The following is a 14,444-nucleotide window of genomic DNA, read 5'->3' on the forward strand; positions in this document are numbered from 1 at the left end:
AGCTGGCCGTAGAGCTTGTTGTCGGCGTTCTCGCGGATGCAGCAGGTGTTGAGCACGATGACGTCGGCCGACTCCATGGCGTCGGCCGAGGTCATCCCGTCGGCCTCCAACAGCCCGGCGATGCGCTCGGTGTCGTGCTCGTTCATCTGGCACCCGTAGGTGCGGATGAAATAGCTGCGGCTCACCCCGCCAGGCTACCTGTCGGCCTCCAGTGGCCCACTAACCGGTTTGCGGGCCTCCTAGCCGGTTTGGGCCGCGGCGTCCTCGACTGGCTCCGCTTCTTCCTCGGCCGGCGGGTTCACCGCCTTCCACACCCGCTCGGTGATCTCCACCATGATTTCGGGGTGCTCGCCCAGAAACGCCTTGGCCTTGTCCCGGCCCTGGCCGAGGTGCTCGCCCTCGTAGGTGAACCAGGCCCCGGACTTGTCGATGATGTCCAGGTCGACGCCCACATCAAGCAGCGAGCCCTCCCGACTGATGCCCTTGGAGTACATGATGTCGAACTCGGCCTGCCGGAACGGCGGAGCCACCTTGTTCTTGACCACCTTTACCCGGGTGCGGTTGCCGACCACGTCGACCCCCTGCTTGAGGGACTCGATGCGACGGATGTCGAGGCGGACCGACGAGTAGAACTTCAGCGCCCGGCCACCCGGTGTGGTCTCGGGAGAGCCGAACATCACGCCGATCTTCTCCCGCAACTGGTTGATGAAGATGCACACCGTCTTGGACTTGTTCAAGTTGGCGGTGAGCTTGCGCAGCGCCTGCGACATGAGTCGGGCTTGCAGGCCCACGTGGGTGTCGCCCATGTCCCCCTCGATCTCGGCCCGAGGGGTGAGGGCGGCCACCGAGTCGATGACGATCACGTCGAGCGCACTCGAGCGGATCAGCATGTCGGCAATCTCCAAGGCCTGCTCGCCGGTGTCGGGCTGTGAGATCAACAGCTCGTCCACGTCCACACCAATGGCTTTGGCGTAGATCGGATCGAGGGCGTGCTCGGCGTCGACGAACGCGCAGATCCCCCCGTTCCGCTGCGCCTCGGCCACGGCGTGCAGCGCCAGGGTGGTCTTGCCCGAGGACTCCGGGCCGAAGATCTCCACCACCCGGCCCCGGGGGAGCCCCCCGACGCCCAGCGCCAAGTCGAGAGCCAGCGCCCCAGTGGGGATGGTCTCTATGGCCATGGCGCCCTTCTCGCCCATCTTCATTACGGCGCCTTGGCCGAATTGCTTCTCAATCTGGCCCAGGGCCATCTCTAGTGCCTTGTCTCGCTCCACATCTCCTCCTTCAGGTCAGAGTTTTACGGCTGCGAGTTTGCAGGGGGAATGTCGAGCCACACTCTAAAGACGACCAGTGACAGTTTGTCCCCGATGAATGACATCAGCGTAGTTACGGCGGTCGAATTTCACAAGTACCCCGCTGGTCCAACCTGCCTGTTTGCTTCAAGAATCGGATACGGTGGCACCCATGTCTGAGACCGCGTTCACCGACGAGGAACTGCGCCAGAGGCTGACTCCCGAGCAGTACCACATCACCCAGCAAGCCGGCACCGAGCGGGCCTTCACCGGCGAGTACTGGGACTGCAAGGACGAGGGCATGTACCGCTGCCGGGTGTGCGGCGAGCCGCTGTTCTCCTCTGACACCAAATACGACTCGGGCACCGGCTGGCCGTCGTTCTACGAGGAGGTCGCCGAGGGCAAGGTGGACCGCCACACCGACAGCAGCCACGGCATGGTCCGCACCGAGGCAGCGTGCGCATCATGTGGAGCACATCTGGGCCATATCTTCCCCGACGGCCCCCACCCCACCGGCGAGCGCTACTGCATGAACTCGGCGTCGCTCCGCCTCGATCGCGATATGGAGGACAACTGACATGGGCAGACTCAACGGAAAAGTGGCCCTCATCTCCGGCGGCGCCCGGGGCCAGGGCGAGGCCGAGGTCCGGCTGTTTGCCGCTGAGGGCGCAAAGGTGGTGTTCGGCGACGTTCTCCACGACCTCGGAGAGGCAGTAGCCACCGATGTGGGCCCCGATGTCCACTACATCCCCTTGGACGTAACCGACCCGGGGGCGTGGCAGAAGGCGGTGGACGAGACCGTCAGCCTCTACGGACCCCCCAACGTGCTGGTGAACAACGCCGGGGTCCTCGTGTTCGGCGTGTCGCTCATGGACATGTCACTCGACGACTACATGAAGGTGATCAACGTCAACCAGGTGGGAGTGTTCTTGGGCATGAAGCACACCGTCCCGGCCATGATCGAAGCCGGCGGCGGTTCCATCGTCAACATCAGCTCTACCAACGGCATCACCGGCTACAGCGGCACGGTGGCCTACACCGCCTCCAAGTTCGCGGTGCGGGGCATGACCAAGGACGCGGCGTTGGAACTGGGCAAGCACGGCATCCGGGTCAACTCCATCCACCCCGGCGGAGTGGACACGCCAATGACCTCCCAGGACGCCCTGGGCGACGCCATTACCGAAGAGGAAAAGGCGGCGGTCTATGCCATGCTCCCGTTGGGCCGGGCCGCCCAGCCCGTCGAGATCGCTCGCCTGGCCCTCTATCTGGCCTCCGACGACTCCTCCTACAGCACCGGCGCCGAGTTCATCGCCGACGGCGGAATGCTCGCCGGTTTCGTCAACCCCGAGGTATAGCGGCCCGGCTGCCAATTTGTCTGGGCGACCTACTTTCCGGCCAACACCCTCATGCGGAGGTTGTTGAGGATTGAGACGGTGGTGAACTGGCGGGTGCGCTCGCGGTCGAAGGGGAACTTGACCCGGGTGGCCTCCACTTCGCCGTTGACCAAGGTGGCCATCCACACGGTGCCGGGGTCTTCGCCGTCAAGGGGGTCGGGGCCGGCCACGCCGGTGACGGCGATGGCGCAATCGGCGCCCAGCAGCTTGGCCGCCCCCCGGGCCATGGCGGTGACGGCCTCCTCGCTCACCACCGGGCCCTCGGGCACTTCCAGCAAATCGAACTTCACGTCGCTGGCGTAGGACACCAAACCGCCCCGGAACACGTCGCTGGCCCCGGGCACTGCGGTGAGACGGGAGCCGATCAGACCGCCGGTGAGAGACTCGGCCAGCGCCAGGGTCCACCCCCGCTGCCGCAAGGCGTCGAGCACGGCCGACTCCATGGTCTCGTCGTCCACCCCGAACACGATGTCGCCGATGATGCCCCGCACGATCTGGTCCTCGTTGGCCAGGATCTCGCCCACTTCGGCCTCGCTGGGTGCCTTGGCGGTGAGCCGCACTTTGAGGCCCTCCATCCCGGAGGCCAGAAAGGCGATGGTACACTCGCCGGTCTCGTCCAACCGCTCGATCTCTTCGTGCAATTTCTCGGCCAAGCCCGACTCGGAATCGCCCCAGGTGCGCAGGGTGCGGCTCTTGATCACCGCGGTGATCCCCGCCCGCTGCTTGAGATCGGGCAGCACGCACTCCCCCACCATCTGCTGCATCTCCCAGGGCACGCCGGGCACGGCGTAAACCGCCTTGCCGCCGGTCTCCACCTTGAAGCCGGGGGCGGTGCCGGGCATCACCGGCAGCACCTCGGCCCCGTCGGGCACATCGGCCTGACGCAGGTTGTTCTCGGGCATGGCCCGACCCCGCCCACCGAACACAGTCGAGATGCGCTCCACGATGTCGTCGCGCCGCACCAGCTCCACCCCCAACGCCGCAGCGATCACGTCCCGGGTGATGTCGTCCTGGGTGGGGCCCAGACCGCCGCACATGATGACCGAGTCGCTGCGCTTCAAGGCCTGATTGAGCACCGCCTGCATGCGATCGAAGTTGTCGCCCACCTTGACCTGGTGGTGCGAGTCGATACCGGCCAGCGCCAGCTGCTCGCCGATCCACGACGAGTTGGTGTCGACGATTTGGCCGAGCAGGAGCTCGGTTCCCACCGCGATTACTTCACAATTCACGCTGGGAGGCTATACCGCCGCCCGCCCTTGGCTAGCGGCCTGAGGCGGCAATGGCTCCGGCCCGCCCGTCGGCCCAGTAGCGCCAGCCGGAGTAGAGGGTTATGGCCACCGCCAGCCAGATGGCCAGCGACACCGCCCAGTCGACGTTCTCCAGCGGTGGCAGCGCGGCCACGGTAAGAGCCCCGCCCTGCAACAGGGTCTTGAGTTTGGCCGAGTGGCGGGCGGGAAGCGAGAGGCCGTCTCGAGCCCATCGGGTCCGGGCAGCGCTCATCCAGAGCTCTCGGACCGTGATGATCAGCACCGGAACCCAGAACAGGCGGTCCACGGCCACAAAGCACCAGGCCGCCCCCAGAATCATCACCTTGTCGGCCAACGGGTCCAAGAAGGCCCCCCAGCGGCTGACGCTGTCCGAGGCCCGGGCCACCACGCCGTCGTAGTAGTCGCTGGCGCCCAGCACCCAGCCGACGGCCACAACGGCCCACGATGTCCCCCCGCTCTCCGAGGCAGTCAAAATCAGCACAAACAGCAGGGGCGAAACCAGTATCCGCCCCAGCGTGATCAGGTTGGCCGTCAAGCGCAGATCTGACCAGGAATAGGCCCCAACCTGGCTCATGACTCCACCGCCTCGGCCACCAGGTCGGGACCCAGTGCATCGGTCACCCGCACCGGGTGGAATTGGCCGACAGCCAAATGATCGGGCACCGAGACGATGCCGTCGATCTCCGGGGCTTCTCTGTAGCTGCGGGCAATACCGGGGGCGTCCACCAGAACTTCGACCTCGCGGCCGATGAGTTGGTCACGCTTGGCTGCGGTGATCGCGTCCTGGACCTCGGCCAGCTCCCGGCGGCGATCGGCGGCCAACTCGGCAGGCACCTGACCGTCAAGGGTGGTGGCGTAGGTGCCCACCTCCGCGGAGTAGGTGAAGAACCCGCACCAGTCGAGGCCCACATCGGCTACAAAGTCCAGCAGCGCGTCGTGGTCGGCCTCAGTCTCGCCGGGATAGCCCACGATGAAGTTGGACCGGAACACCGCTTCGGGCCGGCGCTGGCGAATGTCGGCAATACGGGTCGCAAACCGGTCGCCGTCGCCCCACCGGCGCATACGGGCCAACAACGGCCGGGAAGCGTGCTGCAACGAGAGGTCGAAGTAGGGCACATCGGTGGAGCAGATGGCCTCGATGAGCGGGTCGGTGAGATCGGACGGATACAGGTACAACAGGCGCACCCAATCCACCCGCTGGCGAAGCGACTCCACCAGAGGGATGATGCCCCGCTCCCCCTGACCCTGGTCGCGCCCGTAGGAGGCCAAGTCTTGGGCCACCAGAACCGCCTCTCTCACTCCGAGCGCCTCCACCTCGGCCACGATGGTTTCGGCCGACCGGGAGCGCTGGGGTCCCCGGAAGCTGGGAATGGCGCAGTACCCGCAGCGCCGGTCGCATCCCTCGGCAATCTTCACATAGGCCCAGGGTGCTTCAGCAGGCGGCCGGGGCAGATTCAACAAGTCGAACGAGGGAAGGTCCACCGGTCGCCGGGGCAAATCAGAGGGCTTCGCTCCGATGCTCACCGGCACCCCGAACCCGGCCACCCGGTCGGCCTCAGGCAGGGCTTCAGCCAACTCGGCGCCGTAGCGCTCGGCCATGCACCCGGTGACTACCAGTTCGGCCTCGGCCGCTGTCGTGCGCAGCGCCAGTACCGTTTCCACCGACTCCTGGCGGGCCTCCTCGATGAAGGCGCAGGTGTTTACCACCACCAAATCGGCTTCTTCGGGGGCACTGGCCGCGGCCATCCCGTCACCTACCAGCAAACCCGTGATCTTGTCGGAGTCCACCTGGTTCTTGGGACACCCCAGCGTCTCAACCCAAAACCGGCGCACCGTACCGAGACTAGGGGGAAATGACGCCTGAGCCACCAGCGACAGGCACCGCCTCAGCAACCTCAACCACCTCGACCACCGGGGCGGTGTCCAGGTCTTCTTCGTGGTCGGAGATCAGAAACGGCAGCGATACCAGGTACACGGCCAAAAGGAAGGCGCCCTCCCACCATCGCTCCAAGCCCTCGCCCCTGAACATGAACATCCAGGCGACCACCGAGATGCCCATCATGATCCACACCGCCAAACCGGAGAGGTTTCCGTCGACCAGCGGGCTGGGGCCTGCCAATGCCACCACCGCGCTCACCAGCAGGCTGTTGAAGGTGTTGGAGCCCAAGATATTTCCCACCAGCAGGTCAGCCTCGCCCCGGCGGGCAGCCTGCACCCCGGTGATCAGCTCAGGAAGCGAGGTGCCGAACGCCACCAACGACAGTCCGACGAAACCCGATCCCAGGCCCACCTCTTGGGCGATGTCCACCGCTCCCTCCACTGCCATCTGGGCGCCGACCACCGTGGCTGCCAGTCCCAGCAAGGTGCGGACCAACTCGGTGCGCTGGATGATCGGCTTGTCGGTGTAGACCACATCGCGAGCGCTGACGTCGTAGGCGGGTCGCCACAAAATGGCAGTCATGGCCACCACGAAGGCCGCCAGCAGGACGAAGCCCTCCCAACGCTCGAAGCCGTCCTGCACCAGCACCCAGAACAACCCGGCGGCGGCCACCGACACCACGCCCTCCCGCCACAGCGTGCTGTTGGCCACCCGGATGAAGCGTCCCCCCACGGCCACCGCCGCCACCAAGGCTGAAACGCCCAGAACCAGGCTCAAATTGGCCACGTTGGAGCCGACGATGTTCCCCACCCCCAGGTCGGAATTGCCGTCGGCGGCAGCCAAGCCCGATACCAGCATCTCCGGAGCACTGGTGCCGAAACCGATGACCAGCGCCCCGATCACGATGGGTGAGATGCCCCGGGCGAAGGCCAGCCGCGACGCGCCGATCACCAATTGGTCGGCGCCCACGGCCAGCACGAGGAGACCCCCCGCCAAAAGCACCGCTGCTAAAGCCACGATCTGAGACTACCGACGCTCAATCAGCATTCATGAAGGGAGTTCGTCGGGGGTCATCAGCACCTCCCGGGCCTTTGATCCCTCCGAAGGCCCCACCACGCCCCGCTGCTCCATCAAATCCATCAGCCGCCCGGCCCGGGCGAATCCCACCCGGAGCTTGCGCTGGAGCATCGACGTGGAGCCGAGCTGGCTCTCCACCACCAGCCTCATGGCCTGAACCAGCAACTCATCATCATCGTCGCCGCCCCCGCTGGTGGCCGTTGAGGGCGCGGGGGCCAGAGGGTCGTCGTCGCCGTCTCCGCCATCGGTGGTCACCGAGGTGGACGGGCGGGGAGGCTCCATGGCCGCGGCCTGGCGCCGCCAAGCGGCTACCACCTTGCGGACCTCCTCCTCGGTCACCCACGCACCCTGGATGCGCTGGGGAGACGTAGACGTGGGGCTCAGCAAAAGCATGTCGCCCCGGCCCACCAGGCGCTCGGCGCCCTGCTGGTCGAGGATTACCCGGCTGTCGGTCTGACTGGACACCGCAAAGGCCAGCCGGGCCGGGATGTTGGCCTTGATGACCCCGGTGATCACGTTGATGGACGGACGCTGGGTGGCGATCACCAGGTGGATGCCCACCGCCCGGGCCTTCTGGGCGATCCGGCAGATGGAGTCCTCCACGTCGCGGGGGGCCACCATCATCAGGTCGGAGAGCTCGTCCACGACCACCAAAATGAGCGGCATCCGCTCTTTGGGCTCTGACTCTTCGATTCCCAATTTGCGATCGTTCTCAAACACCCCCCGGTCGCAGGCGTCGTTGTAGCCGTCGATATCCCGCACGCCCACCGAGGCCAGCACCTCATAGCGGCGGTCCATCTCCCGACAGGCCCAGGCCAAGGCGTTGGCCGCTTTCTTGGGGTCGACTACCGGCTGGGTGAGCAGGTGGGGCACATGCTCGTATTGGGCCATCTCCACCATCTTGGGATCGACCAGGATCATACGGACCTGGTCGGGGGTGGAGCGCATGAGCACCGACGTGATCATGGAGTTGATGCACGACGACTTGCCCGCTCCTGTGGCCCCGGCGATGAGAATGTGGGGCATCCGGGACAGGTCCATCATCACCGGCTTGGCGTTGATGTCCCGCCCGATGGCCACCTCTAGGGGATGGTTGGCCTTGCGGGCTTCGGCCGACGCCAGTATCCCCCCCAGCGACACCACTTGGCGGTCGCGGTTGGGCACCTCCACGCCGATGGCCTGGCGCCCGGGGATGGGAGCCAGGATGCGGACGTCGGGCGATGCCAGGGCATAGGCGATGTCCTTGCTCAAACTGGTGATCCGGCTGACCTTTACCCCGGGGGCGAGCTCTAGCTCATAGCGGGTCACGGTGGGACCGATCACCATGCCGACGAGCTTGGTCTCTACATCATGAGCGGCCAGGGCCTGCTCGAGGGCGGCGCCCTTGCGGGTGGCCTCATCCTGGTTGACCTGCTGCGGATCGGACCCGCCCAGCAGCTTGAGCGAGGGGAGCTTCCACTTCGACGACTTGGACCCCTTCTCACCCACGATCGCCGGTGCCCGCCAATCCGGCTCCGGGTCGGGGGAAGGAGGACTGGGCTCAGGTTTGGGCTCAGACGCCGCACTGGTCTCCGGAGCGGGCGCCGGTTCCGGTTCCGGGAGCGGAGTGGGTATGACCACTACATCGGAGTCGGGCACCCCCGGTTCGACCAGAATCTCCTCCGCCGCGGACCCCTGATGGTGTGCTGAGGGGTCTTCGGCCGGCGTGGGTGTGCCAGTCGCGGAGTGAAGAGCCCGAACCAGGGCGGCCTTGAGCTTGGCCCCGTCCACTCGGCGGGCCCAAGCCCGCAGAGACACCCGGGTGAGCACCACCATTCCCAGAAGGCCGAACGCGCCCACCACCAAGCTGGCGCCCCAAACTCCCATGAATGCGGCCAGCGTGCCCCCGAACGCCAATCCCAATGCGCCGCCAGACCCCATCAGCCCGTCCAAGTCCTCAATGCCCGGCCGGTCGATGGCGATGTGGAGAAGGCCGGTGACCGACAGGAGCGTCAATGCGGTGCCGAGGCCAAGGCGAACCGCCTGCACCAAGTCGGCCCGGGCCGGGTCGGTGTAGGGATTCTTGTCGAAGGACTCGGAAGCAGGTTGTACATCCTCCTCGTCGTCGGGGCGGGGACCCCGCAACAGCACAACTCCAATGGCCACCAAAGCAATCGGAATGGCGGACCTGGCGGTGCCAATGAGCGCGCCGAGCATGATCCGGAGGCCCTTGCCGAACGGTCCGGCCACATCGGCCCAAACGGCGCATGCCGCCACCAGCCCGGCGAGGATGAACCCCACGGCGATGATATCGGCGCGGTGTCTGGCCCAGACCGCGGCCGATGCTTGCCTCAATCGGCTATCCGATGAGGCTCCGGCCTTGGATTTGGACTTTGCGCTGGGCTTTGTAGGGGGCTTTTGAGCGGTTTTGGTAGCCACAACAACCACAAACGTACCATTGACAACACCAGTAACCAATGGTTTGGGCCGACAGGGCGCTCAGAGTTCGATGATGACGGGAACGATCATGGGGCGGCGGCCGGTGTTGTGGTTGACGAATTGGCCCGTTGCCCTTCGAACCAAGCGCTCCAACCCGTCGTCTTCTCCCGATGCCAGATACTCCTCCACCGCAGCCTCCACCTCGTCGGCCGCGGCAAGTTCGAATTCTCGGACGAGGTCGGCTCCCACCCAGCCCTTGCTCTCCACGCGGGGGCGGGCCAGCAGACGACCCTCATCGCGGCTCAATACCACCACGACGTTGACTACTCCCTGGCCGCCGAGAATGAATCGCTCGCTGAACAGCTCCCGGCCGCTCTCGATCAGCTGCCCGTTCACGTAGTAGTAGTCCCCGGAGGTGACCTGTCCCCGGTTGGCCAGACCGCGGTCGCTCAACTCCACCTGCTCGCCGTCTCGGGCCAGGATCACCCGATCAGATGGCATGCCCATCTTCAGGGCCAGTTCGGCGTGGGCCGCCAGATGGCGGACCTCGCCGTGGACCGGCACGAAGTACTCGGGGTCGGCCACGGTGTGCAGGGTGCGAAGCTCATCCTGTTTGCCGTGGCCGGTGGTGTGGACCTCCAGTTGGCCGCTGTGGACCACTTTCGCCCCCCGGGACACCAGGCTGTTGATCATGCGGGAGACTCGAGCCTCGTTGCCGGGTATGGGGCTGGAGCTCAGCACCACGGTGTCGTCGGGGCCGATCTCGATCCAGCGGCTGTCGCCGGTGGCGGCCATGGCCAGCGCCGAGCGGGTCTCCCCCTGAGAACCGGTGGACACCACGCACACCTTTCCGGGCGAATAGTGCTCGGCATCGGACACTTCGATTACCGCATGGTCGGGCAGCCGCAGCAATCCCAACTTTCGGGCCAGGGCGAAGTTGCGCTTCATGGACAGCCCCAGCGTGGCCACCTTGCGCCCAGACTCGACCGCGGCGTCGGCCACCTGTTGGATCCGGTGGATGTGGCTGGAGAACGCCGCCACCACCAGGCGTCGGTCGGGATGGGTGGCGAACACTCTCCTCAGCACCTCCCCGATTTCGGACTCCGACCGCGAACTGCCGGGTATCTCAGAGTTGGTGGAATCGCACAGCAGCAGCCGAATCCCCTCGTCGCAGGCAATGGCCCCGATTCGGGCGAGATCGGTGCGGCGGCCGTCCACCGGGTTCAAGTCCAGCTTGAAATCACTGGAATGGAGGATCACCCCCTGCGGCGTGCGAATGGCCGAGATCAACCCTGAGGGAACTGAGTGGGTGACCGGGATGAATTCGCAGTCGAACGATCCGATGCGCACTCGGTCGTGGTCGCCGATGGGAACGAGGGTGGCGCGGTCGCTCACCTCCCGCTCCTCGAGACGGTTACGTATCAGCCCGAGGGTGAACGGCGACGCGTACACGGGGAACGACAGCCACTCCAGCGCCCGGGGCAGGGCGCCAATGTGATCCTCATGGCCGTGGGTGCAGATGCAGCCCACGATGCGGTCGGCTCGGTCGCGCAGGTATTCCAGATCTGGAAGCACGAAGTCGGCCCCGGGCATGTCCTCATCGGGGAACAGCACGCCGCAGTCCAAGAGGAGCACCTCGCCCTGGGACTCGATTGCCGCGCAGTTCCTCCCGATGTCGCCCAACCCGCCCAGAAAGGTGATCTGAACCGGTTCAGCCATAAGCGCAAATCCTCAATGCGACCGCAGGTTCAGCCATCGGCACCGAGTCTTGTGCCGGCCAGCACTTCGGCGGCGGCCTCGATCAGGCCGTCGGGCTCGACGTCTAGCGGCGGTCGGCACCGGCCCACCGGCAGCCCGATCAGGCGCATCATGGCCTTGGCCGGAATGGGGTTGGGCGCGGCCAACCCCGTCTCATAGCCATACGAAGGCATAAGGCTGGCGTTGATCTGGCGGGCGGCCGCCACGTCGCCCTTCTCGAATGCGGCGATCATCTCGGCGTGTTCGGCGCCGGCCCAGTGGGTGGCCACGCCGATGACGCCCACCGCCCCCACCGACAGCAGCGGCAGTGTGAGGCTGTCGTCGCCGCTGTAGACCTCGAAATCATCGGGCGCTTGGGCGATGAGGGCGGCGGTCTCGGCGGGGTCCCCGGCGGCGTCCTTGACCCCGACGATGTTGGCCTCGCCGTGGGCCAGTTCCAGCAGCGTGGCGGTGTCCACCTTGCGCCCGGTGCGAACGGGAATGTCGTAGATGAGCACCGGAAGGTCGGTTGCCGCCGCCACCGTGGCAAAGTGCTTGGCCAAGCCGGCTTGCGAGGGCCGGTTGTAGTACGGGGCCACCGACAAGACGCCGTTGGCCCCGGCCTCCTGGGCCCGCTCGGTGAGCTCAACCGCCGCGGCGGTGTCATTGCTGCCCGCTCCGGCCACCACGGGGATATCCACCGCGGCCACGACGGCACCGATGAGTTCGATCTGCTCGTCGTGAGTCAGCGTAGGCGCCTCGCCGGTTGTGCCCGCGATGACCAGCCCATCGCTTCCGTTGTCGCTCAGCCATTGGGCCAATGATGCAGCCGTGTCCAGATCAAGGGAGCCGTCTTGTCGAAAAGGTGTGACCATGGCGGTGAGCACCTTGCCGAATCGAGCCATGGGTTCTCCTTACGCGTCAGCGGAATCGGCGGTCAGCTCGGATGCCCGATCAATTCCCAGTGTCACCAGGAGATCCTCGTGCAGCTCGAACCACACCTCATGGTACGAATCCAGCGAGGGTTTCGTAAACCAGTTAATGTCACCGCCCACCACCTGGCTCAGAGCAAAGTTGAGCCTCGGTCCATAGTGCCCGAAGCGATCTAGGGCTTCGGTCAGGCGGGCCATGATCGGCTGGACCCTCCGATTGATCTCAGCCAACCGAGCGATGACCGCCGCGTCGTAGTCGGGGTCGGTGTGGTCGTTCAGTGTCTGATCCCCGCGTATCTGAAAATCGGTGCAGGCCTGCTTCAACTCGGGGTCCAAGACCTTGAACGCCCGATAGAGATCGAAAACCGCGGATCGCTGGCCGGAAGCCTCCATCTCGGCGGTCGCCGACCGCTCGGCCTCAGCCCGGCCCTCCCCCAGAAGCATCCAGCCCTTGGCCCGATTGCCGTCCCGATAGCGGGCCCATCCCCGCTCGCCGAGTACGCCCAATGCGCCGACCGCCTGGTCCTCCGACAAGCCAGCGGCATGAGCCACCGCATCGACCTCGGCCATGCCCTTGGTGCGCAAGGCATGAAGCACCCGCGGCATGGATTCTCCTGAATTCGACACCGGATCAGCCTACTTTTGCGTCTTGATCGCGGTCGCCGGGACGGCCCAAACGGCGCAAGATCAGCGGATAGCCGACGGCGGCGATGGTGGCGAAGATGAACCACTGGACGGCATAGGCCAAATGCGATCCTTCTCCCAGGTCGGGGGGAGGTACGGGCACAGGCAGATCGCCAGAGGACGGGGTCTGGGCCTGAAGTTGCACATAGACCGGAAGCAGGGCGCCATCGAGCTGTTGGGACAGGCGGGCCAGATCGGGTCGGGCCATCTCGGCCAGCACCCCGCTTGACGGGTCCGACTGCTGGAGTCCCTCGGCGATGACCGTGGCCCGGACCAGCCCAACCACCTGTACCTCGCCGGTGGCGGGAGCGAAGTCAGCGGGAGCAGCGCCAGTGCCCGCGGCGTGGGGGATCCAGCCCCGATTTATCGCCACGGTGTCGCCGGATTGGAGCCGCAGCGGGGTGAGGACCCAATATCCGGCCGCGCCCTGATAGGTGCGGTTGCGGATCAGCACCTCACCTTCGGCCAGATACACCCCGATCGCTCGAGTCGAGCGGAATTCGATGTCGTTGCCCACGTCGAAGCTGTCGGCACCCGACACCAAATTTTGCACCTCAACAGCAGGGAGTTCGCTGCGGTCGGTGATCGTGCTGTTGCGATCCCGGCGCTCAGACAGCCGGTGGAGCTGCCAGAAACCCGCGGTGACCATGGCGGCTACGGCCAAGAGCACCACTATGTTCAGCAATATGCGCCTGAACGACACACCACTAAATGTCCAGCAAGGCGTCGAGTCCGACGATGAGCCCGGTGTGGTCGGGGGCGGCTTTCACCGCGGTCAGGACTCCGGGCATGAAGGAGGACCGATCGGTGGAGTCTTGGCGAATGGTCAGGGTTTGGCCCTCGGCGCCCAAGATCACCTCGTGATGGGCCACCATCCCCCTCATGCGTACGGCATGAACCCGGATGCCTGCAGGACCCTCGGCGCCCCGAACTCCGGACAGCATCTCGTGCTCGGTGGGATCGGGGGGCCAGGTCTCTGAAGCGGCGGCCATCTTCTCCACCGTTAGCCGGGCGGTGCCCGACGGAGCGTCGATCTTGGCGTCGTGGTGCAGCTCAATGACCTCGGCCGTGTCGAAATATGGTGCGGCCAGCTCGGCAAACCGCATCATCAGCACCGCGCTGATGGCGAAGTTGGGAGCGATGATGCAGGCCCGTTCCGCCGCGTCGAATGCAGCCTGGAATCGCTCAAAGTCGTCGTCTGTGAACCCGGTGGTTCCCACGACGGCATGGACTCGCTGCTCAGCCAGCCAGACCAGGTTGTCCCGGGCCGCTTCGGCAATGGTGAAATCAACTACCACGTCGGCACCGGCGTCAACCACTGCCTGGCGGTCGGCAACGGCAACCACACCGCCGGCCGACGCTCCTACGCCGTAGGGATCAACCGCGGCCACCAGATTCAAATCAGGGTTGGAAGCCACCGCTTCGCACACGGTGGCGCCCATTCTGCCTCCCGCGCCAAATACCCCTACCTGGATCATGAACGAGACGATATAGGGCCAAGCAATGGCTACCGGGCTTGGATTGCGAAGTAGAGGGCGGGGTTAGCGTGGTGCTCGATCCCGGTCGCGGCCGCGACCCCCTCCTCGACGATGCGAGCCCCCGCTGGGACCCAGATCGCCGAATTCATCGCGCAACTGAGCTTCGAAGTCTTCCTCGAAGGAAGCCGCTTGGGAAGGGCCGTCCCAGTCCCGGCGGTCTCGGCCGCCACGGCCACCCCGGTCATCCCGACGATCGTCGCGGTCCCGGCCACCCCGATCATCTGAACG

15 protein-coding genes are annotated in these 14,444 nt (G+C 65.9%); 2 read left to right on the forward strand and 13 right to left on the reverse strand.

Features of this window, described 5'->3' with window-relative positions; genetic code table 11:
- Together OXG30_13250 and recA are read right to left on the reverse strand one after the other, a co-directional pair.
- Positions 1–146: tRNA (N6-isopentenyl adenosine(37)-C2)-methylthiotransferase MiaB (locus OXG30_13250; GenBank protein ID MCY4135858.1), on the reverse strand; the 146-nt coding region annotated here is incomplete at its 3' end.
- Between the two features lie 93 nt (positions 147–239).
- A complete protein-coding gene (gene recA / locus OXG30_13255; GenBank protein MCY4135859.1) occupies positions 240–1,247 on the reverse strand; it encodes a recombinase RecA in 1,008 nt (335 codons plus the stop codon).
- Between the two features lie 214 nt (positions 1,248–1,461).
- Between recA and msrB the strand changes: the two genes are divergently transcribed.
- The gene (gene msrB / locus OXG30_13260; protein ID MCY4135860.1) at positions 1,462–1,866 is read left to right on the forward strand and encodes a peptide-methionine (R)-S-oxide reductase MsrB; all 405 of its coding nucleotides are present in this window, start codon (positions 1,462–1,464) and stop codon (positions 1,864–1,866) included.
- Between the two features lies 1 nt (position 1,867).
- The gene (locus OXG30_13265; protein ID MCY4135861.1) at positions 1,868–2,644 is read left to right on the forward strand and encodes a glucose 1-dehydrogenase; all 777 of its coding nucleotides are present in this window, start codon (positions 1,868–1,870) and stop codon (positions 2,642–2,644) included.
- Positions 2,645–2,673: 29 nt separating this feature from the next.
- On the opposite strand, the gene OXG30_13270 is transcribed toward OXG30_13265, so the two are convergent.
- The 11 genes from OXG30_13270 to OXG30_13320 all read right to left on the reverse strand — a co-directional run.
- Positions 2,674–3,912: a competence/damage-inducible protein A gene (locus OXG30_13270; GenBank protein ID MCY4135862.1), complete on the reverse strand. Its 1,239-nt coding sequence runs from the start codon at positions 3,910–3,912 to the stop codon at positions 2,674–2,676.
- 31 nt (positions 3,913–3,943) lie between these two features.
- On the reverse strand, positions 3,944–4,525 hold the full coding sequence (locus OXG30_13275) for a CDP-alcohol phosphatidyltransferase family protein (protein ID MCY4135863.1): 582 nt from the start codon (positions 4,523–4,525) through the stop codon (positions 3,944–3,946).
- Complete coding sequence (rimO, locus tag OXG30_13280) at positions 4,522–5,784, reverse strand: 30S ribosomal protein S12 methylthiotransferase RimO (GenBank protein ID MCY4135864.1); 1,263 nt, start codon at positions 5,782–5,784, stop codon at positions 4,522–4,524. The genes OXG30_13275 and rimO overlap by 4 nt, the downstream gene beginning before the upstream one ends.
- Positions 5,785–5,794: 10 nt before the next feature.
- On the reverse strand, positions 5,795–6,847 hold the full coding sequence (locus tag OXG30_13285) for a sodium:calcium antiporter (protein MCY4135865.1): 1,053 nt from the start codon (positions 6,845–6,847) through the stop codon (positions 5,795–5,797).
- 30 nt (positions 6,848–6,877) lie between these two features.
- Positions 6,878–9,241 carry a DNA translocase FtsK gene (locus OXG30_13290; protein MCY4135866.1) on the reverse strand — a complete coding sequence of 788 codons (2,364 nt, stop codon included), beginning with the start codon at positions 9,239–9,241 and terminating at the stop codon, positions 6,878–6,880.
- A gap of 144 nt (positions 9,242–9,385) precedes the next feature.
- Entirely contained in the window at positions 9,386–11,044 is a 1,659-nt protein-coding gene (locus tag OXG30_13295; GenBank protein MCY4135867.1) for a ribonuclease J, read from the reverse strand.
- Between the two features lie 29 nt (positions 11,045–11,073).
- The gene (gene dapA, locus OXG30_13300) at positions 11,074–11,967 is read right to left on the reverse strand and encodes a 4-hydroxy-tetrahydrodipicolinate synthase (protein MCY4135868.1); all 894 of its coding nucleotides are present in this window, start codon (positions 11,965–11,967) and stop codon (positions 11,074–11,076) included.
- A gap of 9 nt (positions 11,968–11,976) precedes the next feature.
- Positions 11,977–12,621: a MarR family transcriptional regulator gene (locus OXG30_13305; protein MCY4135869.1), complete on the reverse strand. Its 645-nt coding sequence runs from the start codon at positions 12,619–12,621 to the stop codon at positions 11,977–11,979.
- Between the two features lie 4 nt (positions 12,622–12,625).
- On the reverse strand, positions 12,626–13,381 hold the full coding sequence (locus OXG30_13310) for an SURF1 family protein (GenBank protein ID MCY4135870.1): 756 nt from the start codon (positions 13,379–13,381) through the stop codon (positions 12,626–12,628).
- Between the two features lie 4 nt (positions 13,382–13,385).
- Complete coding sequence (gene dapB, locus OXG30_13315) at positions 13,386–14,156, reverse strand: 4-hydroxy-tetrahydrodipicolinate reductase (protein MCY4135871.1); 771 nt, start codon at positions 14,154–14,156, stop codon at positions 13,386–13,388.
- Between the two features lie 29 nt (positions 14,157–14,185).
- Positions 14,186–14,444: hypothetical protein (locus OXG30_13320; protein ID MCY4135872.1), on the reverse strand; the 259-nt coding region annotated here is incomplete at its 5' end.

Source organism: bacterium (genome assembly GCA_026708015.1).
Lineage (GTDB): Bacteria > Actinomycetota > Acidimicrobiia > Acidimicrobiales > Bin134 > Poriferisocius.

Coding starts and splice junctions, on each gene's coding strand:
- OXG30_13295 (MCY4135867.1), bottom strand. CDS start 11,044: ATGGCTGAACCGGTTCAGATCACCTTTCTGGGCGGGTTGGGCGACATC.
- OXG30_13275 (MCY4135863.1), bottom strand. CDS start 4,525: ATGAGCCAGGTTGGGGCCTATTCCTGGTCAGATCTGCGCTTGACGGCC.
- dapB (MCY4135871.1), bottom strand. CDS start 14,156: ATGATCCAGGTAGGGGTATTTGGCGCGGGAGGCAGAATGGGCGCCACC.
- OXG30_13265 (MCY4135861.1), top strand. CDS start 1,868: ATGGGCAGACTCAACGGAAAAGTGGCCCTCATCTCCGGCGGCGCCCGG.
- recA (MCY4135859.1), bottom strand. CDS start 1,247: ATGGCCCTGGGCCAGATTGAGAAGCAATTCGGCCAAGGCGCCGTAATG.
- dapA (MCY4135868.1), bottom strand. CDS start 11,967: ATGGCTCGATTCGGCAAGGTGCTCACCGCCATGGTCACACCTTTTCGA.
- msrB (MCY4135860.1), top strand. CDS start 1,462: ATGTCTGAGACCGCGTTCACCGACGAGGAACTGCGCCAGAGGCTGACT.